This window comes from Cellvibrio fibrivorans (genome assembly GCF_031457055.1).
In the GTDB taxonomy this organism is placed as follows: Bacteria; Pseudomonadota; Gammaproteobacteria; order Pseudomonadales; family Cellvibrionaceae; genus Cellvibrio; species Cellvibrio fibrivorans.
Window position 1 is genome coordinate 238,589 of record NZ_JAVDVX010000006.1, and the last position, 20,813, is coordinate 259,401.

A 20,813-nucleotide genomic window follows, 5' to 3' on the forward strand; every position below is an offset into this window, starting at 1 on the left:
ATTTTTTTTGAGCAGTGATCAAGCCCTGAACAAAAGTGACAAGACCAGTCAAAAAGTGAGAATTAGGGAAAGCTTAGATGGTTTTAAATAAAATGGGGAAAGAAACACTCCGATAACCAACACCCATTTAGTCTGGCGGCGCAAGCCCTTTACTGTAAGACACCTTGCCGTCGCTGGCGATAATCACCGCATCAAAACCCGGCACGCGATTGATCAGCGCCATGCCTTTTTCCGGGCCCAGCACAAATACCGTGGTGGAAAGTGGATCCGTATCAAACCCGAGTGGGCCGATGATAGTTACGCTGTTGACGCCATTGGTCGATTTACCGGTACGCGGATTGATAATGTGGTGCACCCGCTCGCCTCTATCGTCGATAAAGTAGCGCTCGTAATCGCCCGAAGTTGAGACGGCGACATCAACCAACGGCAAAGTAATAGCCACAGCATCCGCGCGCGGGTTTTTAATACCGATTAACCAGGGGCGGCCGAACTTATCGCCGATTACCCGGCTGTCGCCACCGGCGGTGACGCTGGCATGTTTAACGCCAAACGACTGCACTACCTCGATGGCTTTATCAACCGCATAACCCTTGGCGATGCCCCCCAGATCGATGTAGACCTTCGGGTGTTCGAACCAGAGGGTATTATTTTTGGTGTCGAGATGAATCAAACGGTAATTGATGGCAGGCAGTAACTCTTCGCGTTGCTGTTCGCTGGGAGTGAGTTTATTACGGTAGTCGTAATAGCGGCCGAGGGAGGCAAAGGTGATATCAAAAGCGCCATCGCTCAACTCGCTGTAGTGATTGGCCTTATCAATTATCGCCGCCAATTCAGGCGAAATGCTGAGCGGATTTTTGGCGCTGGCTTTGGGTGCTAACTGATTGACACGATAGAGTTCGCTGGTTGTGATATAGGGGCTGAAGTGTTCGTCGATACGGCGCATTTCCGCCATCACGGCCGCTACTGCCTGCTCGGCTTTTTGGTCGTCTTCCAGCCAGAGCGCAACACTGATCTTGGTGCCCATAATATCCTGAGCATCGCCATGCCATTTTGCCAAACAAAACTGGCAGGCTGTTAGCAGGCTGATGCAAAGTAGTAAGCGCATGATGATCAGAGGTTCATATCAACGCTGTAGTGTGTTTTGCCTTCTTCATCAACGCGATCTTCCCGGGAAAACATGGCGAGCATATCGATGGCATTGGCGGCCTCAAAAAAGGCTTTAGGGGCGGCAAGTTCGCCGGTAACTTTACCGCCGCTGGGCGCTGCCAATTCAATTTGCAGATTCACATCCACAGGCCCAGCCAAGTGGAAGAGTTTAGCGCTGACACCGTTATTACCGTTGTCGCTCAGCTCAGCGCCGTAGCTGCCAATGTCCAACCAGTTGGCTCCGGTATTGACGCGTGCGCCATTCCACGTGAGGTTGCCTTTGAGTTTAAGCAATACGTTGCCGCGCAATTCAAGTTCGTCGATATGGGTAGAAAATTGACCTTGGATAGGAACCGGAATTTTGGCCTGCAGTAAGGCAACAGGCAGAGAGACATCCGCGTTGCGCACTTTTATCGCACCACCTGAACCGGAGCAGATCTCGCCGTCAAACTGCTGCATTGGCAATTTGGTGGTTACCTCCGCGCAGGGTGACAAGGTCAGCAATGAGAGCGGGCTGAGGCTCCAGCTTAACTGCCCGAGCGAATACTCCTGATCAGTCATGCGCACACTGGCCAGACTTGCGCGGCCATTCCACAGGGTGCCGGTCACCCCACTCAGAGCGACACCGGTTCCACGCGTCAAGAAATACGCTCCCCATATAGCGGGGATGCTGCTGATCACAAACACCAGAAACAGGGCAACCCCGAGCGGGATCCAGAGTTTTTTATGGGTTTTTAACAACACAGGTAAACGGCTCATAGGGCTGGTTTCAATCGTGTACAAGTTTCATCGATACAGCAAATAGCATCGATAGCGACGTTAATACTATTTAATTGTTAGTTGGCTTTCTGCAGGCGCAGGGTCACAGTCACCTGCCCGGGCTCGTTAGTCGTGACAATCGATAGATCGCTCACCGTGATACCTTGCTTGAATTCTATCTCATACAGCCATTGCATCAGAGGACCATAGGCGGCGCGATCCAGACGCACGCGCGCTTCGCCATTGGCGCCAGGCTGAAAACCACTCATAGCGAGACCATTGGCGCGCAAGGTGGTATCGATCAAACCGCTAATATTCTCGGTGCTGGCACTGGCGCCTGCGGTGCGCAGTTGCTGGATTTGCGCCGCGGCAATCTGCACCCGCCCGAGGGTTTGGGTGGAGGCAATATTGGCGGCCAGCAATTGGTCACGCTTGTTCTGGATGGGGACAAACACCATCAACCACAACAGATAGAGCACCACCGCCAAACCGCAGCCGAGGATCAATGTCTGCTCGCGGCGGTTGTATTTATTGAGCAAGTTCAGTAGCTGGTTCAGGTTCATAACGGCCTACCGGTTAGGGATTCTTGGTCACTTTGAGGCGTGCAGTCTGCACATTGCCTTGGGCATTAAAGCTCGATGTCTCGGCATTTAACCCCTGTTTACGGATTTTTTCACTGAGCGATTCAAACGCGCTGAAACTGTCGGCCTGGATGCTGATATTTAATTCGCCCGCTTCGCCAGCATAGGAAATCGCTTTGATCACCACATTCGGTTCCTGCGCAATTTGCGGCAGCACCAACGTCAGCAGCGCCATCACACTGGCTGATTGGCTGACGGGTTGAGATTGTTTGAGCAGGGTGTTTAGCTGTTTCTCGGCATCAACAATCCGGCCCTGGGTAATTACACCGCGCGCAGTGGTCTCAATTTGCTGGCGGATCTTCAGGTTTTCGCCACCCAGCTTGTGGATTTCAAACATCAGGGTGCCGAGATACACCGCCACACAAACGCCGGCAAAAATCGCGACCGATTGCCAAAGTTTCCACCAGCGCTCGATCGGTAAACGCTGGGAGAAATCGCCTTGGCACAGATCAATCGAACTATTGCTGTAATCCAGCGCCCATTCATCGGCGAGGGTTTGGCTAGCAATGGCTCCCTGCAGCTCAGCGGGGATCAACTCGCCCAAGGCAGCAAGATCCGCCTCTGAGGCTGCGCGTAAATGCAGGTTGGGCAGGCTATCAACCCGCTCCTGATCGCGCAGCAGCATTTGTAGCGCCATACGCGCATGTTGCTGGGCGACACTAAATCCCATAGTGCTGGCATAACGTAGGTAGACCTGGTCTTGATACAGCCCAAGCGACCAGTGGTTGGAGCTATCGGTAGCGGCTTCGGCAGCAAGTGGTAGAGTCAGCGGCGCCGTCCAGCAGCGGGTAACTTCGATACCTAAAGCCGCCAGCTCCGCAAAGGCTGCCTGCAACCAGGTTTTATCGGCAAAAGCGACGACTACTTTGCCATCAGCAGGCGTGCCCAAGGCAAAGTGTAGATCTTCCACATCGCCGACCACTGAGTCTTCCAACTGGAAGGGCAGGAGATTACGCAGGTGTTTTTTCTCTTTATCGCTGTATTCCAGCTGACGCGTATTGACGCGACTGCCAGGCAATATGACCCAAGCCGATTGGGGGTTTGCCGGTTTATCTCCTAGCGCAGCGCGCAGCGCTTCGCGGTCGCCGCTGGCACCTTCGGCTGCAGGCGAACCATCAGCACCCAGCCAGCACCAGCGAAAGTTGTCAGCCAGACTTTTGCCGTCATCGGAGGTTGTTACAGAGAGCACCAATTGCATGGACATAATTTGCTCTAACTCATTGTTAAATCGGGTTGTTGTTCAATAACCTGGGGGATTATTCGACCAATTCGGTTTCGCCGTCTTCGTCTTTTTCGCCGCGGTCAACCGTCGGCAATTCAAATACATCATCGCGCCGGATGACTCTGAGTGAGCCCGGCTCAGTGCCGCGCATCATCAAACTGCGCATGCTGCGGCGCTGATCTACCAACTGCACCGTTGAATTCAGCCAAAAATATTTGGTGGCGGTGTTCAATCCATCAATATCGAGCGGTTTGCCCGCAAACATAGTGTCCCAAGCTGTCGATATTGCCGCCTTATCGGGAAATCCTGTTGATGGCCTAAGGGCGATAAACTGCTCCATATCGGCAGGGTTCATCGGCTGCAAATCGGCTGAACCATTTATACATAACAGTAAATTGTTGATGCCCTTGCCGTAGGGGCCGACCAAGTCCAGAGTATTAATGTTCAAACCGGCGTCGGCCACTGGCAAGACAGTCAAATACGGCTGTAAAAGTGTTACCAGCACCGGACTCTCATTAAAACCGCGCACCAACCTCAGTTCATCAACGGACTTAAACAGCGCATTGGCAGCGCGGTAAGGCTCCTTCATACTTTGGTAAAAATTGGACTCAGCGCCGCCCGAGCCAGATTCATTTTCGTCCGCATCAATCCAATCCACGACGCCCGCCAACAGCAGTTCCGCTTGGTTCTCGTCGAGCTGCAGGTCAGGAAATGTCTGCAGCAGGCGAATAAACCGGCGCTGCGGTTCACTGTAGCGCTCGGGCAACCCCTCCTTGCTCATGTCGATAGGGCGCGCCAAATCGTTCAAATTGAATTGCGTGGTGGCGTCCGTCATTTTGGCGAAGCCGGTAACGCCCTCATCCTCAATTGGCACTTCGCTAGTCCAAGGCTCTCCCAAATAATCGATATTAGAGTCGATATCTGCATCGGGAAACATCAACTTGGCCACCTCTTCGGTACCTTCCAAAAACGCGCGGGCCTGAGTGCCATGCCAGCGTGTTTCTGCACGCGCCAAACCCAGCTGGTACTGCGCGGCAAACTTGACACTCAAGCCGGCCACCAATGCCACAATCAGCAATACCAGCACCAGTACTGTACCGCGCTCGGCGCTCGGCTTACCGGGCGAATTACTGCTGCTGTTCAGGCATGGCGAAGAGACGCACACTGCTGCCGACTCCTTTGAGTTCGATGGTAATCTCTACCGCCAGAGGTAAATCCTGGGCGCTGGCGCCCTGCTGGGTATTGTCTGGCCACTTTTGCAGCCAATCTTCTGAAAATTCTCGCTCTTCTAGCGCCGATTTACCTCGAGAGGTAATCGCCCCCTGATGCAACATGCGCAGTTGGACGTCCTCTACACCGTCTAACAGCAACTGGTGAAAGCCGTCGTCTTCCTCCAAATCAATATCGGACAACTCAAGGTTCCGCTCAGGCACAAAATCGCGCCAGAGCTTGCCCTCTTCCACACGGTACCCCACCAACTGCAGATCACTGCGTGGCAGGTTGGAAAAGTTGACCCAGCCGCGCCGCTTGAACAGCAGCACCAGTTGGTCGGCATCCTCGCCGGACGAGCGCAAGCTTTCTGCTTTAAATACCGCATTTTTATCAGCCTGAGCCGGGGGGATAACATGGCGTAAATCCGCCGCGATAATTTGCCATGCACGGTCAAGGCGATTGATTTCATTCAACACTTCGTTGGTGCGCGTTGCACCAGCATCCGCTGCATCGAGCGACTCGAAGGCCATAACCGCGATCAATGCCGAAATCACTAGCGCGATCATCACTTCTAATAGGGTAAAACCTTGCGACCGCGTCACGGCTGCACCTGCACAACTTCCGGGTCACTGATGTAACCAGTCAGACGAGCGAGTGCCGGCTGGTCTTCATCGACCGCCGAGTTACCCAAACTTGCTCCATCGGCTGTGCCTAACAGACGCACTGCGATTTCAATGCGCTTAAAGCCTGGCACTGCTTCCATCGCAATACTTTTGAGTTGCCACTGCCAGCGCAACCCCATCATGTCTACGGTGCCGGAGTCTTTTTCCGGCACTTTGTAATCCACTAACGTTTTTTTAGCCTTTTGCTGCTGCAACAAGCGCACCCGCGTCAGCTGGTTTTCTGCTACCCAATAGGCGTAAGTTTTATCGCGGATTGCGGCCGAGCCATCCAACTGGGTCATTACCAATGTGATCAATGCTGGCAATGCCATAGCAACAATCATCAGCGCAATCATGGCCTCCAACAGAGTAAAACCACGTTGTTTCGCGCGCGGTACCGAGCGATGGAACAGAGAGAGTGTCATCGCCCGCGCTGCTCCTCTTCAATCCGCTTTTCTTCGCTCACCCAGCGCAACTCACCGGCTAGATCCAACTCAAACTCTTCGGTTTCCACAGCCTCGCCGCCGGCCAATTGCTCGGTGTAAATAGCGATTTCAATTTTGCCCGACCCATCACCGCTGGGGAAAAAGCCCATCACAGGCTCCTGATATTCCAACTCGGGGTCAAACTCCCAGAGTTCATCCTCCACCACAAAATCGATCTTCTGCCCTTCTGCCAAACAGTGCTGGGTCAGCTCGGGCAAATCCTGCCACTGCCGGTCACGCACGCGGCGCCACTGGTAGCACCACTGCTCTTGACCATCGATATCTTGCGCCGGGCGTGGCTCAACAAACAGGCCGTGAGTCTCACCTTTAAGTACCGATTGCTCGGCGATATAACCCGCCTGCAGCATAAATTCTTCGGCCTCTTTGCGGGTCATGTCGGCCGCGGCATTACCGCCCACCGCAATGGAAATCACGCTCACCGCCATACCGATGATAAAGACCACAAAAATGATCTCGATCAGGGTGAAGCCTCGTTGGCTGGATTTCACTGGCGCGGCCTTTGGCGGTTAAAACCTATTGTTCGTCCCAAACACTGATATCAGCATTCTGGCCTTCGCCGCCGCTAACACCATCGGCACCCAAGCTGTAAATATCGTACTCTTTGCCGTCATCAGCCGGGCTCATGTACTGATAGTCGTTGCCCCATGGGTCTTTGTTCAGGTTATCGATATAACCGCTCGACTTAAAGTTGCGCGGAACCGGCGCGATAGAGCTTTTGGTCACCAGCGCTTCCAACCCCTGTTCAGTCGTCGGGTAATTGAAGTTATCAATACGGTACAACTTGAGTGCAGTTTGCAACGAGCTGAAATCCGCACGCGCTTTTTGCACGTTGGCTTTATCGAGGTTATCCATCACGTTGGGCACCACAATACCGGCAAGCAGGCCGATGATGATCACCACCACCATGATTTCTACCAGGGTAAAACCCGCTTGCTGCACGCGGGATTTCATCGCACTTGTTTTCATATTTTTTGTCATGACTGTCTCCTGAAACATCACTATCAACTGGTCTGCAAAACCCCGCCCATTCGCCTTAACTGAGCTTGGTCATTTCGAAAATAGGGGTGAGGATCGCCAATACAATCACGCACACCGCGCCCCCCATAAAAATAATTGTCGCCGGCTCCAACAAGCCCATAGCCACACCTAACATCATTTCCAACTCGCGCTCCTGATCTTTGGAGGCGTTGTCCAATTGCTGCGGCAAGGTGCCGTTGGTTTCACCACTGGCCACTAACTGCACCAGCAAGGGTGGGAAGTGACCGGTATTTTCCATCGCCCGGCTCAAGCTCATACCCTCGCGCACTGAAGCAGCTACAGTGTCACAAGCCTCTTGCAAGATTTTATTGGTCATCACCTGACCGGAAATATTCAGCGCCTGCAACAGCGGGACACCACTGGCAGATAAGAGGCTCAGAGTCGCCGCAAAACGCGCCGAGTTGATCTGTTTCACCAGCTCGCCGATTACCGGCAACTTCAGTTGTACCACATGCCAAGCGCGCAAACGTTTGGGGTCGCGCATCAAATGCTTGATAAAGAAATAGACCCCAACCAAAGCAACTAACAGATAGAGACCGTAGTTCATCAAAAAGCTACTGGTGGCGATCAACCCCTCTGTCAACGCAGGCAATTCGCGTTTGCCCTGCTCAAAAATTTTGACCAGCTTGGGAACCACCAACACCATGAGCGCGACAATTACCGCAAGGCTCACCACCAGCATGACCACCGGGTAGATCATCGCCATTTTGATGCGCTGTTGCAGTATTTGGCTGGTTTGGGTGTAGTCCGCCAAACGTTCTAATACCGGGCTTAAAAAACCGGAGCCTTCGCCAGCGCGCACCAGTGCGCGGTACATATCGTCAAACGCGACCGGATTGTCGCTTAGTGCCTGCGCCAAGCTTAAACCCTCCAAGACCTTGGTACGCACTTGCAATACAACACGTTTTACATTGGCTTTTTGCGACTGTTTGGCGGTAGCGTGAAGAGCCTCATCGAGTGGCAGGCCAGATTTGACCAGCGAGGCCAATTGGCGGGTAATCAGACTGAGATCGCGCGTACTTAATTTGGCGGCACGGCGACGCGACCAGGCGGAGATATCCATGCTGGCGCTAGCGCCAGAACCAGCATCGGTACCGGTACCTGCGCCGGCACTGGCAACTTCAAGCGGTTTAAGCTTTTTGGCACGCAACTGCGTGCGAATATGGCGCTCTGAATCCCCTTCAAGTATGCCTTTGACGGTTTTGCCTTCTTCGGTCAGCGCTTTGTAACTGTATGCACCCATGATTGATATCCGTTACAGCTGGGTGGTCACACGCAGCACTTCTTCAATGCTGGTGATGCCATTGAGTACACACTGACGGCCGTCGTCACCCATAGATGGGCTGTGTTTACGCGCTTCGGCTAACAACTCCTGCTCGCCGGCCTGCTCGTGGATCAAGTGGCGCAAACGCTCAGTGATCTCAATTAATTCGTAAATACCTTTGCGGCCACGATAGCCTTGGTGGTTGCAGTGTTTGCAGCCGCTCGGCGCCGGGCGCCAGATAGGGGTATCGGCTGGCAGTTTGAGCATTTCGCGCTCAGACTCTACCGGCAAGTACTGCTGTTTACAGTGACTGCAGAGCACACGCACCAAACGCTGTGCCATAACAACTTCAATACTTGAGGCCAGCAGAAAGGGTTCAACACCCATATCTTTCAAGCGCAATACTGCGCCGATCGCGGTATTGGTGTGGAGTGTCGATAACACCAAGTGCCCCGTGAGCGATGCTTGAATCGCAATCTCAGCAGTTTCTGCGTCACGGATTTCACCGATCATCACCACATCCGGGTCCTGCCGGAGAATAGCGCGCAGTCCTCGGGCAAAGGTCATATCGATTTTGGTATTCACCTGGGTCTGGCCGATGCCGGGCAACAGGTATTCAACCGGGTCTTCAACGGTGAGAATGTTGCGACTGCGGGTATTGATATGGCTCAACCCCGCATAAAGGGTGGTGGTTTTACCGGAACCGGTTGGTCCAGTTACCAGGATAATCCCGTGTGGCCTGAGCAGGTTTTTGGTCAGGCGCTCATAGACCAGCTGCGGCATCTGCAATTGTTCAAGCTTGAGCTGGCCAGCGGCCTGATCGAGAATACGCAATACAATACGTTCACCAAACGCCGAGGGAATTGTTGATACCCGCAGATCCACTGCGTGACCTGCCAAACGCACAGTAATTCGACCATCCTGCGGCAAGCGTTTTTCGGCGATATCGAGACGCGCCATTACCTTCAGGCGCGATACCAAGACCGGCGCCAACTCCGCCTTGGGCGAAAGTACTTCGGTCAAGACGCCATCGATACGGAAGCGCACTGACACGCGGTCTTCAAAGGGTTCAAGGTGGATATCCGAAGCGCCTTCGCGCACGGCTTGCGACAGAATCGCGTTGATCAAGCGGATAATCGGGGCGTCATCATCGCCGGCAAGCAAATCGGTACGGTCGGCCAGATCATCGGCCATAGATGACAAATCAAACTCGTTACCAAGATCTTCGGCGGCGCGCTGGGCGGCACCATCGCCGCTTTGGTATTCGCGGGTGAGGCGCTTTTGGAAGTCTTCAGCGGGCAACTCTTCCAGCACCAACTCCGGGCCGAGAATGCGCTGTAGCTCCAGCAGCACATCCAGCGTCAATCCTGGACGATGCAAGACCCGCGGCATCAACCCGGGAGCCAGCTCTTCCAGCATCACCCCATGAGCTGAAGCAAAACTAAATGGCAGCCGCTCGTAAACCGAAGGTTCTGCTGCAGTTTCGTCGAACGCCTCGTCAGTTAGCGTCAGCGGCTCCAATACTTGCTCGCTCACGATTATTCCCCAGCGGCTTCAGTTGCAGGTGCCGCATCGGCTTGTTTTGTCTCTTCTATGTACTTCTGAATCTGCTCTTCCCACTCAGGCAGTATGGGCACATCGCGCTTCCCTGTCAGAATGCCGCGTGAGCGCTGGAATTCGAGTTGTTCATTTCTAATCGTCCGATACTTCTCCGCCGTTGCACCAGTCAGGACTTCATTAGTACGGATGATCGTTGGTTTGAGGAATATCAATAGATTAGTCTTTCTTTTGGTCGCACTCTGAGAGCGGAACAAATGGCCAAGCACAGGGATACTGCCGAGGACAGGAACACGTTGATCGCCTTTGTTGACCTGATCTTCTATCAATCCACCCAAAACGACAGTTTGTCCATCGCCAGCAAGAATTTGGGTTTTGATCTCACGCTTACTGGTTGTAGGTCCATTCGGTGAATTCTGGGTGTTACCAATTACTGAGGAGATCTCCTGCTCTATATCAAGCACCATACTGTCACCCTCGTTAATATGTGGAGTGACCTGCAGTTTGATACCTACGTCTTCACGGTTGACAGTATTAAATGGGCTAGCAAAAGAATTAACACCACCGGTGGTGCCGCCAGTGTTCGCACCGGAATAGGAACCGGTAACAAAAGGCACCTGCTGCCCGACCAGAATCGATGCTTCGCTGTTATCTGTTGTGAGCAAGCTTGGTGTAGACAGAATGTTAGTTGACTCAGTCGTCTGCAATAACTTCAAAACACTCAGGAAATCGATTTCCTTGCCAAGACGCCCAACGCCAAAAACGGGCGATTTAACAGTATTGATACCACCCGCCAAGGCCGCAAGTGCGGTGTTATCGTCAGGACTTTCCAAAATATTCAAGGCCGGTCCAGCAACAGTCCCCAGCGCACCTCCGGAAGTAAATCCACCAAAACCTGCATCATCAGCTTGATACATCCATTCAATACCAATTTCTTTGGCATTGTTACCAGTGATTTCAACGATGATCGCCTCAACCAATACCTGTTGACGGCGGATATCCAAGCTATCGATAATCGACAGCATAGTGTCCATAGTGTCCACATCAGCTGTGATAAGCACCGAATTGGTCGCTTCATCCGCCTGCACGGCGGGTGGCGATGCATTTGCAGGTGCGCCCTCTGCGGCTTTACCCTGCCCGAGGCTTTGCATCATTCCCGAAAGCACTTTGGCGACATCTTCCGCCTTGGCGTACTGCAGATATTCCACACGCACATTGCTGTTTTTAGACTGCGGGCGATCAAGGTCATCGACCAATAACTTGAGGCGCTGGCGAGTCAGGTCATCGCCACTGATCACTACGGCATTGGTGCGCTTATCTGCCACTATGACCGGTGGCGAGGTGGTCATACCGCGGTTGGGATCGGGCTTTTCCAACTGGGTCAACATCGCCACCACATCCGCGGAGTTGGCATAGCGCAGCGGAATTACATCAGTATGCGTCACACCGATTTTATCCAGTTGTACCACCAATTCATTCATACGGGCGACGTTGGCGCGCGTATCTGTAATGATCAGAGCATTGCTGGGCTCATAGGTAGTGAGGTGGCCATACTGCGGAACTAAAGGACGCAGGGCGGCGAGAATTTTGGCCGCGCTAGTATTTTTAAGGGGAATCACCTGAGTGATGTAAAGATCGTCTTTGTTGGTGACGCTGTTTTCGGTCGGGATAGGCAGGTTGCGCGCGTCGCGGTTCATCACGATGCGCACAATATTACCGCTCTCTACGGCGGTAAACCCATGCACATCAAGCGATGCCAGAAATAGCTCGTAGAGCTCCTTGGCATTGAGCGGTTTAGTGTTGATAACCTTGATCGGGCCGCGCACCTTGGGGTCGATAATGAAGGTTTTACCCGTCAATCCCGCAATGGATTTGATCACTTCCTGGATATCGGTATCGTTAAAATTGACTGCCCAGCGGGTTTCGCCTTGCGCGTCGACCGGCTGTGCTTCGACTTGGGCGAAGACCGCGCCACTCATGCCCATAAGCGTCGCCAACAAAAGGCCGCTGATGATGTTGTTATTGTTACGACCATGAAACCGGATCACGAAAACCTCACTTGAGCATTACGTCTAGGTTAACTGTACTGCCACCGCGTCTGATTTCCAGATTCGCCGATGTGGCACTACCCATACTTTTGTAAATTTCCATTATTTTACCCGGGCTGCTCAACGGCACGCCGTTGACTGCTGTGACTATGTCATCAGTCTGCAGCCCCAGAGAATTGAACATCTCCGCATTGCGCCCCGGGCGAATTTTGTAGCCAACCACTTGGCCACCTTCGCGGTAAATACTCATAGCCACCACATCGGCGAGGGTTTTACTGGCTGCAGCAGCTGATGGATCAGCACCAAATCGAGGCGAATCCGCTATCGGGCTTTTATCGACATAGAGCGGCGGTTGTTGTTGATAAGGGGGGTTAGCGTATCCCCCCTGCGTCGGATCACCGCCCGCTTGCGGAGCAGCAAAAGACGTAGTGAGTTTCGGTGCATTGGGATCTTCTTTAAACAGCCAGAGGGATTCAAAGGAGCCATTATTGTTGATGATGACGCGGCCATCCAATACCTTGGCGAGGGTCACATTCGTGCCAACCGGTAGCGTATCGCCCACCGCATAGACATCAGCGCGCTCTCCCGAAGCGATAATTGCGCGCCCTGCTTTTTCATCATTACTGCCCAATACACCGCGCAAAATCAGGTTGAGCTGGGTGTCGGCGGCATCTGTCTCTATGCCCTGGGTGGTCGGTTGGGCATCGACCGGGGGCGCCACTTCCTGGGCGGTATCGCCAAAGGGCGCCAAGGCGGTAATCTGGGTGATATTAACGGCTTCCGGCGCGGCACCCGCGCCAGACTGCGCATCAGCTGCGACCAGTGACAAGGTGGCAGGAGGAATAACCGGATTGGGAATTATCAGCCAAAACAGGCGCGCTAAACTCTGGCTGAGCCAAATCACCAGCAGCAACATCACCAACCATTGCCAGCGCTGCAGCGACACCCGATTTAAAAGCGCAAAAAAACGGCGCAGCTGGACTTCCAACTGGGCGGTGCGCTGCTCGAAGGCGGCTCTATGATTAAGTGATCTATCTTGCATAGGTCTGATTGATTCCCTTACCCGGGCTATACGACAAAAATCAGCGAGATGGCAATTAGTAGTCGTATCAAAAGCTTAGTGCATTATGTTTATCAAAGCCGTGAGATTCTACTCCATCCATATTACAAAAGCGAAATACTAAAATCAGTGTGGCAAGTCGCTTGCGACGCGAGTTTCGACGCATTTTGGATAGCAAAACAGGGGGGAAGTTGCACAATAAATGAAATATGCGACAGGGGCCGCAAAATAGGGGGCTTAAAACGCGAAAAACCCTGATTGCAGGAGGGGGCAATCAGGGTTCTTACAGGATGACTGGCCAGACCTTGGCGGTAAATGTGCTTGATTCCATTTTACTCCCTGCCAGAGTCGCTTCCTGCGACAATCTCCTCTGGTTGCCATTATTGATGAATCAGGCGTCAGGCAATAGTGGCTAATTTCGGTAAGTTTTGTAGGAGATATCTCACACAGCTGCCAGTCAAAACGACTGCAGTTTTGTTCGGGCAGGTTTATAATCCGTCGCCCACCTCCAGTCCTGCGAGAAAAAACCATGCCGCCCAAGACCTCAACACCCAAAAAGAAAGGCGTCGATTTTGAACAATCGCTCAGCACCCTCGAAAGCCTGGTGAACCGCATGGAACAGGGGGATATGACGCTGGAGGAGTCACTGCACGCTTTTGAAACCGGAATAGCACTGACACGCGAATGCCAGACTCGATTGGCCGCCGCCGAACAGCAAGTCAGCAAGCTGATCGAACAGCAGGGCACCATCCATCTGGAGCCTTTTAATACCGATGAAGGCGATGCCTGATGCCTCAGGAATTTACCCAATTTGCCAGCCAATGCCGCGCTCGGGTCGATAACGTACTCGACCAGTATCTACCGCTCGCACAAGACCCGACCCAGCTGCGCGCCGCCATGCGCTACAGCCTGTTCAACGGCGGCAAGCGCGTGCGCCCGATCCTCGCTTATGCCGCAGCGCTCGCCATCAAACCCGGCATCAACCTCAATCTGATCGACCCCATCGCCGCATCGCTTGAATGCCTGCACTCCTACAGTTTGGTGCACGATGACCTGCCGGCAATGGATGACGACGACCTGCGCCGCGGCAAACCTACTTGCCATATCGCCTTTACAGAAGCGACGGCCATTCTGGCGGGTGATGGACTGCAAACACTCGCGTTTGATTTGTTGACCACCACAGACTTACCCGCCGCAACCCAGATCAAATTAGTCCGCCAGCTGGCACAGGGATCGGGAGTGGACGGCATGGTTCTGGGCCAGGCTATCGACCTGGCCGCCGTCGATCACCAGCTTAATTTGGCACAGCTGGAAACTATGCATCGACATAAAACGGGCGCCCTGATACGCGCCAGCGTTGCAATGGGTGCCATCAGCGCCGGTGCAGATGATAAACAATTGGCCGCGCTGGATAACTACGCCTCCGCTATTGGCCTCGCTTTCCAAGTGCAGGACGATATCCTCGATGTCACGGGCGACACCACCACACTGGGCAAACAGCAGGGAGCGGATATCGCACGCAACAAACCGACCTATGTATCACTGCTCGGACTTGATGCCGCCAAAACCAAAGCGGATGAATTACATCGTCAAGCTCTTGGCGCGCTTGGTATGTTTGATGAGAGCGCCGCACCCTTGCGCCAATTGGCCAGCTATATAGTCCAAAGGTCGAACTAGCCAAGCCTCTGGCAAGCCGCCTACAATAGCCGTCTATGAGCGGCAAACCGCACAACTATAAATGATGACTTGCATGCATAACGAAATCCCCACCAGTCGCCCGCTCACGCCGTTGCTGGACAGCATTGATAACCCCGCTGACCTGCGCAGGCTGGACGAAAAGCAATTGCCGCAATTGGCGGATGAGCTGCGCGCGTTTTTGCTCTATAGCGTGGGGCAGACCGGCGGGCATTTTGGTGCCGGTTTAGGCGTAGTCGAACTGACTATCGCGTTACATTATGTGTATGAAACACCGGACGACCGCCTGGTTTGGGATGTAGGCCATCAAACTTACCCGCACAAAATCCTCACCTCGCGCCGCGAGCGCATGAATAGTATCCGTCAGGGTAACGGCTTGTCGGGCTTCCCTAAACGCGAGGAAAGTGAGTACGACACCTTTGGCGTAGGCCACTCCAGCACCTCAATTAGCGCCGCCCAAGGCATGGCGATCGGCGCCAAAATGGCCGGAGTTGAGCGCAAAGTTGCGGCGATCATCGGTGATGGTGCCATGACTGCAGGCATGGCGTTCGAAGCACTGAATCACGCTGCACATACCGAAACCGACATGTTAGTGGTGCTTAACGACAACAATATGTCTATCTCACCTAATGTCGGCGGCTTCTCTACTTATCTGTCCAAAATCTGGGCGAGCAAGTTTTACAACTCCTTGCGCGAGGGCAGCAAACAGGTGCTCGGCAAGATTCCGCCCGCCTGGGAGTTTGCACGCCGCACCGAGGAGCATTTCAAGGGTTTTATGTCACCCGGCACCCTGTTTGAAGAGATGGGATTCAATTATGTCGGGCCGATCAACGGCCACGACCTGGGCGATTTAGTCCTCTGCCTGCGCAATCTGCGGGAGATCAAAGGCCCCAAGCTGCTGCATATCATCACCCAGAAGGGCAAAGGTTTTGAGCCAGCCGAACTCGATCCGGTCGGCTACCACGCACTGAATAAAATCGAACCCAAAAAAGCCGCGATTGGTGTAGTAGATGCCCCTAAAAAACCCAAATATCAGGACGTATTTGGCCAGTGGCTGTGCGATATGGCCGCGCAGGACCAAAAGCTGATCGGTATCACCCCTGCAATGTGCGAAGGTTCAGGCATGGTGGAGTTCGCACGCGATTATCCCGAACGCTTTTACGATGTCGCCATCGCCGAGCAACACGCCGTTACCCTCGCCGCCGGTATGGCCTGCGAAGGGCAAAAACCAGTAGTGGCGATTTACTCAACGTTTTTGCAGCGCGCCTATGACCAGTTGGTGCACGACGTTGCCCTGCAAAATCTCGATGTGACTTTTGCCATCGACCGCGCGGGATTGGTTGGCGAAGACGGCCCCACCCACGCGGGCAGTTTTGATATCAGCTACCTGCGCTGCATCCCCAATATGGTGATTGCCGCACCGAGCGACGAAAATGAATGCCGCCAATTGCTCTACACCGCCTACCAATACCAAGGCCCTGCGGCGGTGCGCTACCCGCGCGGCACGGGTACGGGCGTTGCGATTGAAAAAACCTTTACCGCCCTACCCATCGGCAAAGGCCTACTGAAACGAGAGGGCAAACAGGTAGCATTACTCTGTTTTGGGACCTTACTGCCCGTCGCGCAGCAAGTAGCTGACCAATTGGGTTACAGCCTGTGCGATATGCGTTTTGTGAAACCGCTGGATACCGAGCTGATTGAACAAATGGCTGCCAGCCATGAATTGCTGGTGACGCTGGAAGAGAACGCCATCGCCGGTGGCGCGGGCAGCGGTTTGAGCGAATACCTCAATAGCCGCGCATTGACTGTGCCGTTATTACAGCTGGGCTTTGGCGATGAATTTGTTGAGCACGCCAGCCAGAAACAACAACTGGCAAGTCAGGGGCTGGATGCAAAATCCATCGCCGAACACATCAGCCAGCGCTTGGGCAAAACCAGCGCTGACACCAAATTGGCGGCGCGCTAAATCCCGGGGAGGCACAGCCTCCCTGTTCACCAAGCCAATCCGCGAGGAGTCCTTACCTTGCCATCCACTAAAGCCGACCACTCCCAGGGACTGCTGTTATTCCGCCTGCACAACCAGCAGGTATTTGCCTTGGGCACGCTTAAAATCCAGGAACTGGTGCCCTTTCAGCCAGTCACCCCCATGGTCAACCAGCACCCGAGTATTTTGGGCGCACTCAATGTGCGCGGACAGACTATGCCTATTGTTGACTTGGCCGCCGCTGTCGGCAAAGGCGCCACCCCCAAAGACACACTGGCGAGCAGCTTTATCATCATCACCGATGTACAGCGGCAAAAAGTCGGCTTTTTGGTGCGCCAGATTGAACGCATCGCCGATACCAACTGGCGCGACATAAGTGCGCCGGACAAATTTTTAGGCAGCAGCACTTACATCACCGGCGTCACTAAAGTGGACAACCAGCTAGTACAGCTATTGGATGTCGAAGTGATTATGGCGCGCCTGTTTCCGCTCGACCCGTCCAAAGCCACCGCAACCATTACCGATATGGAGCGCGAGCAACTGCGTCCGATGAATATCCTGCTGGTAGATGATTCCCGCACCGCGCGCAAACAATTGAGCGACTCACTCGATGCCATCAATGTGCGCTATCAAGTAACTGACGATGGCCAAAAAGCGCTGGACTTAATGCGCACCTCTGCCCAACAGGGGCAGCCGATCGACCTGTTGGTCAGCGATATCGAAATGCCCGGCCTGGACGGCTACGAACTGGCCTTTGCAGTGCGCGACGACAAACAACTCGCCAACGCCTACATTATTTTGCACACCTCCCTCTCGAGCAGCATCAGCGTCAGCCAAGCCCGTCAGGTCGGCGCCGACGAAGCACTCACCAAGTTTGATGCGCGCGAGTTGATCGATGCCATGTTGCGGGGCGCCACAAAAAAGCATCGCAAATAACCATCGCCTGCCATCACCCTAATGCCGTGACCCCTGCCGCAAACCGCTCCACCAAAAAATCGATAAACAACCTTACCTTGGGCGCTAAATGGCGCTGCTGCGGGTAGACCACCCAGACACCGGTATCGGTAAAACGATAGTCGTCAAGCACCGATATCAAGCGCCCTTTGGCCAAAAACTCATCCACGTAATAATCCGGCAATTGCGCCAACCCCAGGCCTTTGAGCGCTGCATCCAGCAGTGCCGGGCCGGAATTCGCCTGCCAGTTGCCATGAACCACCAGATCTTTACGCTGCCCCTGATGACTCAGCAGCCAGTAACCGCGCGTGCCGATAAGGCAATTGTGACGCTCCAGATCCGTCAGGGTTTGCGGCGCCGAAATACGCGCGAGGTAAGCAGGTGAACCAACGATATACTCGCGTCTGTCACATAAGCGTTTGGCGATAAGCGTTGATTCACGCATTACCCCCATGCGGATACCCAGGTCAAAACCCTCTTCGATCAATTCCACTTGGCGGTTGCTGAAATACATATTCACCTTGAGCTGTGGGTAGAGCAGCTGGAAATCATTCACCAGCGGGGCGATATAGCGGTCGCCAAAGGTGGCTGCTGCAGTAATCTTAAGTAATCCAGTCGGCTGGCCCTGATGGTGCTGCAGCAGCGATTCCGCCTCGCGCAGACCATCAAACAAATGGCGGCAGCTCTCGTAATACAATTGGCCAGCGTCGGTCAGGCGAATCTGGCGGGTGGTGCGATACAACAATTGTGTCCCCAGTTGCAGCTCAAGCTGGCTCACCAACCGGCTCACATGGGAGTTAGATACCTGCAGCTCGCGCGCTGCTGCCGCAAAACTGCCAAAGCGCACCACGGCGATAAACGCCTCCACCCGCTCCCAATGCTGCATTGTTGCTCCATTGCAATAATTAAGTGATTTTTAGCTGGCTTATTGCCATTGAGTCACTAGTCTACACTTTGCCCCCAGAAAAATGACACGCCTTGTGTATTGATGCGACATCTTGGCCCCCATCACCCAACAAGACCCGGAATCAGGAATCACTATGAAATCACGCGCCGCCATTGCCCTCGCCGCCGGACAACCACTGGAATTAGTCGATATTGATGTGCAAGGCCCCCGAGCGGGTGAAGTGTTGGTGCGCATTGTGGCGACCAGCGTCTGCCATACCGATGCCTACACCTTATCTGGCGCCGATCCCGAGGGCGTATTTCCCGCCGTACTCGGCCACGAAGGTGCGGGCATAGTGGAAGAAGTGGGCGAAGGCGTGACCAGTTTGAAGGTGGGCGACCATGTGATTCCGCTCTATACCGCTGAATGCGGCAAGTGCAAATTCTGTCTCTCGGGCAAAACAAACCTGTGCGGCTCGGTGCGCGCCACCCAAGGCAAAGGCTTGATGCCCGATGGCACTACACGCTTTTCACTCGAAGGCAAACCGCTCTTTCACTATATGGGCACCTCGACTTTCTCGGAGTACACCGTATTGCCGGAAGTGTCCCTGGCCAAAGTCTCCAAAGAGGCACCGCTCGATAAAATCTGCCTGCTCGGCTGCGGTGTCACTACCGGCATAGGCGCAGTGATCAATACCGCCAAAGTGACTCCGGGTTCTACTGTCGCTGTGTTTGGACTGGGCGCTATTGGCCTCGCAGTAATTCAGGGTGCGCAGATGATGAACGCAGGGCGCATCATTGCCATCGACGTCAACACCGGCAAATTTGAGCTTGCGCGCCAATTCGGCGCGACCGATTTCGTCAATCCCAAAGACCATAGCGCACCCATCCAACAGGTGATTGTGGATATGACTGACGGCGGCGTGGATTACTCGTTTGAATGCATCGGCAACGTGAACGTGATGCGCTCGGCGCTGGAGTGCTGCCACAAAGGCTGGGGCGAATCGATCATCATCGGCGTCGCCGGTGCAGGCCAAGAAATCTCCACACGCCCCTTCCAGCTAGTGACTGGCCGCGTATGGAAAGGCTCGGCGTTTGGCGGGGTAAAAGGCCGTAGCCAACTGCCTGGTTATGTGGAGCGCTATATGAAAGGTGAGATCAAGATCGACGAATTTATCACCCACGATATGCCCTTCAACAAGATCAATGAAGCATTCGATTTGCTCCACGAGGGCAAAAGTATCCGCACCGTTTTGCACTACTAAGCCTCGTACAATTATTCAGGAAGCGAACCCAAACCATCATGACCACTACACTGACCGAAATCGCTGCCAACAAGTGTTTTGGCGGCTGGCTTAAGCGCTACAAGCACCGCTCTACCAGTCTTGATTGCGACATGATTTTTGCGGTGTATTTGCCACCGCAGGCGGAAACACAGAAAGTGCCAGTGCTCTGGTGGCTGTCAGGACTGACCTGTACTGATGAAAACTTTATGCAGAAGGCGGGGGCGCAGCGAATTGCAGCGGAATTGGGTATAGCCATTATCTGCCCGGATACCAGCCCGCGCGGACTCGACCTGCCCGGCGAGCATGATAGCTACGATTTCGGCTCAGGCGCTGGCTTCTACCTGAACGCCACCCAGGAACCCTGGAAAACCAACTACCGCATGTACGACTATGTGACCCAGGAACTTCCCGGGTTGGTGATGGCGAACTTACCACTCAACGGGCGCGAATCGATTAGCGGCCACTCCATGGGCGGCCACGGTGCGCTGGTATTAGCGCTGCGCCAGCCGGATCGCTATTCATCGGTATCGGCTTTTGCCCCCATCGCTAATCCGAGTAATTGCCCTTGGGGCGAGAAAGCTTTTAGCGGCTACTTGGGTGCTTATCGTGGCACCTGGGCGCAATACGATGCCTGCAAGCTGATTTCAACCCGCCAATCGCGGCAGGAATTGTTTGTCGACCAAGGCGAGGCCGACAACTTCAAAAACGAACAGCTCAAGCCCGAGCAACTTCAAGCAGTCTGTGCTGAAGTCGACCATCCACTGATCTACCGCAGTCATGCAGGTTACGACCACAGCTACTTTTTTATCGCAACTTTTATCGAAGACCATTTGCGCTATCATGCCAAACACCTGTTTAACCGCGCCGAATAGGTAACGCATCATCCACCTATAA

Annotated in this window: 20 protein-coding genes; 6 read left to right on the forward strand and 14 right to left on the reverse strand. The window is 53.9% G+C overall.

Features of this window, described 5'->3' with window-relative positions; translation table 11 throughout:
- Positions 1 to 127 precede the first annotated feature (127 nt).
- From J2X05_RS16445 to gspC, 13 genes are all read right to left on the reverse strand, one after another.
- The gene (locus tag J2X05_RS16445) at positions 128 to 1,105 is read right to left on the reverse strand and encodes an FAD:protein FMN transferase (RefSeq protein ID WP_310074517.1); all 978 of its coding nucleotides are present in this window, start codon (positions 1,103 to 1,105) and stop codon (positions 128 to 130) included.
- A gap of 5 nt (positions 1,106 to 1,110) precedes the next feature.
- Entirely contained in the window at positions 1,111 to 1,905 is a 795-nt protein-coding gene (gene gspN / locus J2X05_RS16450; protein ID WP_310074519.1) for a type II secretion system protein N, read from the reverse strand.
- A gap of 77 nt (positions 1,906 to 1,982) precedes the next feature.
- Positions 1,983 to 2,468 (reverse strand): type II secretion system protein M, encoded by a 486-nt coding sequence (locus J2X05_RS16455; protein WP_310074521.1) that lies wholly within the window; start codon positions 2,466 to 2,468, stop codon positions 1,983 to 1,985.
- A 13-nt stretch (positions 2,469 to 2,481) separates the two neighbouring features.
- Entirely contained in the window at positions 2,482 to 3,750 is a 1,269-nt protein-coding gene (gene gspL / locus J2X05_RS16460; protein WP_310074523.1) for a type II secretion system protein GspL, read from the reverse strand.
- A 52-nt stretch (positions 3,751 to 3,802) separates the two neighbouring features.
- Complete coding sequence (gene gspK / locus J2X05_RS16465; RefSeq protein ID WP_310074524.1) at positions 3,803 to 4,933, reverse strand: type II secretion system minor pseudopilin GspK; 1,131 nt, start codon at positions 4,931 to 4,933, stop codon at positions 3,803 to 3,805.
- Positions 4,896 to 5,582, reverse strand: coding sequence for a type II secretion system minor pseudopilin GspJ (gene gspJ, locus J2X05_RS16470; protein WP_310074526.1), 687 nt, complete (start codon positions 5,580 to 5,582; stop codon positions 4,896 to 4,898). The genes gspK and gspJ overlap by 38 nt, the downstream gene beginning before the upstream one ends.
- Positions 5,579 to 6,067, reverse strand: coding sequence for a type II secretion system minor pseudopilin GspI (gene gspI / locus J2X05_RS16475; RefSeq protein WP_310074528.1), 489 nt, complete (start codon positions 6,065 to 6,067; stop codon positions 5,579 to 5,581). Before gspI ends, gspJ begins: the two co-directional genes overlap by 4 nt.
- Positions 6,064 to 6,636, reverse strand: coding sequence for a prepilin-type N-terminal cleavage/methylation domain-containing protein (locus J2X05_RS16480; protein WP_310074531.1), 573 nt, complete (start codon positions 6,634 to 6,636; stop codon positions 6,064 to 6,066). The genes gspI and J2X05_RS16480 overlap by 4 nt, the downstream gene beginning before the upstream one ends.
- Positions 6,637 to 6,661: 25 nt before the next feature.
- Positions 6,662 to 7,126 carry a type II secretion system major pseudopilin GspG gene (gene gspG, locus J2X05_RS16485; RefSeq protein ID WP_310074533.1) on the reverse strand — a complete coding sequence of 155 codons (465 nt, stop codon included), beginning with the start codon at positions 7,124 to 7,126 and terminating at the stop codon, positions 6,662 to 6,664.
- Positions 7,127 to 7,181: 55 nt separating this feature from the next.
- Entirely contained in the window at positions 7,182 to 8,429 is a 1,248-nt protein-coding gene (gene gspF, locus J2X05_RS16490) for a type II secretion system inner membrane protein GspF (protein ID WP_310074535.1), read from the reverse strand.
- A gap of 12 nt (positions 8,430 to 8,441) precedes the next feature.
- On the reverse strand, positions 8,442 to 9,962 hold the full coding sequence (gene gspE / locus J2X05_RS16495; protein ID WP_310074806.1) for a type II secretion system ATPase GspE: 1,521 nt from the start codon (positions 9,960 to 9,962) through the stop codon (positions 8,442 to 8,444).
- A 26-nt stretch (positions 9,963 to 9,988) separates the two neighbouring features.
- Positions 9,989 to 12,055: a type II secretion system secretin GspD gene (gspD, locus tag J2X05_RS16500; RefSeq protein ID WP_310074537.1), complete on the reverse strand. Its 2,067-nt coding sequence runs from the start codon at positions 12,053 to 12,055 to the stop codon at positions 9,989 to 9,991.
- A 7-nt stretch (positions 12,056 to 12,062) separates the two neighbouring features.
- Positions 12,063 to 13,097: a type II secretion system protein GspC gene (gene gspC / locus J2X05_RS16505; RefSeq protein ID WP_310074539.1), complete on the reverse strand. Its 1,035-nt coding sequence runs from the start codon at positions 13,095 to 13,097 to the stop codon at positions 12,063 to 12,065.
- 547 nt (positions 13,098 to 13,644) lie between these two features.
- Between gspC and J2X05_RS16510 the strand changes: the two genes are divergently transcribed.
- The 4 genes from J2X05_RS16510 (at position 13,645) to J2X05_RS16525 (ending at position 17,730) form a co-directional block, all read left to right on the forward strand.
- Positions 13,645 to 13,905: an exodeoxyribonuclease VII small subunit gene (locus J2X05_RS16510; RefSeq protein WP_310074541.1), complete on the forward strand. Its 261-nt coding sequence runs from the start codon at positions 13,645 to 13,647 to the stop codon at positions 13,903 to 13,905.
- On the forward strand, positions 13,905 to 14,792 hold the full coding sequence (ispA, locus tag J2X05_RS16515; protein WP_310074543.1) for a (2E,6E)-farnesyl diphosphate synthase: 888 nt from the start codon (positions 13,905 to 13,907) through the stop codon (positions 14,790 to 14,792). The genes J2X05_RS16510 and ispA overlap by 1 nt, the downstream gene beginning before the upstream one ends.
- 73 nt (positions 14,793 to 14,865) lie before the next feature.
- Positions 14,866 to 16,776, forward strand: coding sequence for a 1-deoxy-D-xylulose-5-phosphate synthase (gene dxs, locus J2X05_RS16520; protein WP_310074545.1), 1,911 nt, complete (start codon positions 14,866 to 14,868; stop codon positions 16,774 to 16,776).
- 57 nt (positions 16,777 to 16,833) lie between these two features.
- On the forward strand, positions 16,834 to 17,730 hold the full coding sequence (locus J2X05_RS16525) for a chemotaxis protein (RefSeq protein WP_310074547.1): 897 nt from the start codon (positions 16,834 to 16,836) through the stop codon (positions 17,728 to 17,730).
- Positions 17,731 to 17,743: 13 nt separating this feature from the next.
- Here J2X05_RS16525 and J2X05_RS16530 read toward each other — a convergent pair whose 3' ends face one another.
- Positions 17,744 to 18,634: a LysR substrate-binding domain-containing protein gene (locus J2X05_RS16530; protein ID WP_310074548.1), complete on the reverse strand. Its 891-nt coding sequence runs from the start codon at positions 18,632 to 18,634 to the stop codon at positions 17,744 to 17,746.
- A gap of 154 nt (positions 18,635 to 18,788) precedes the next feature.
- Between J2X05_RS16530 and J2X05_RS16535 the strand changes: the two genes are divergently transcribed.
- Both J2X05_RS16535 and fghA read left to right on the forward strand, forming a co-directional pair.
- Positions 18,789 to 19,898: an S-(hydroxymethyl)glutathione dehydrogenase/class III alcohol dehydrogenase gene (locus tag J2X05_RS16535; RefSeq protein WP_310074550.1), complete on the forward strand. Its 1,110-nt coding sequence runs from the start codon at positions 18,789 to 18,791 to the stop codon at positions 19,896 to 19,898.
- Positions 19,899 to 19,936: 38 nt separating this feature from the next.
- Positions 19,937 to 20,791 carry an S-formylglutathione hydrolase gene (gene fghA / locus J2X05_RS16540; RefSeq protein WP_310074552.1) on the forward strand — a complete coding sequence of 285 codons (855 nt, stop codon included), beginning with the start codon at positions 19,937 to 19,939 and terminating at the stop codon, positions 20,789 to 20,791.
- Positions 20,792 to 20,813: the final 22 nt, after the last annotated feature.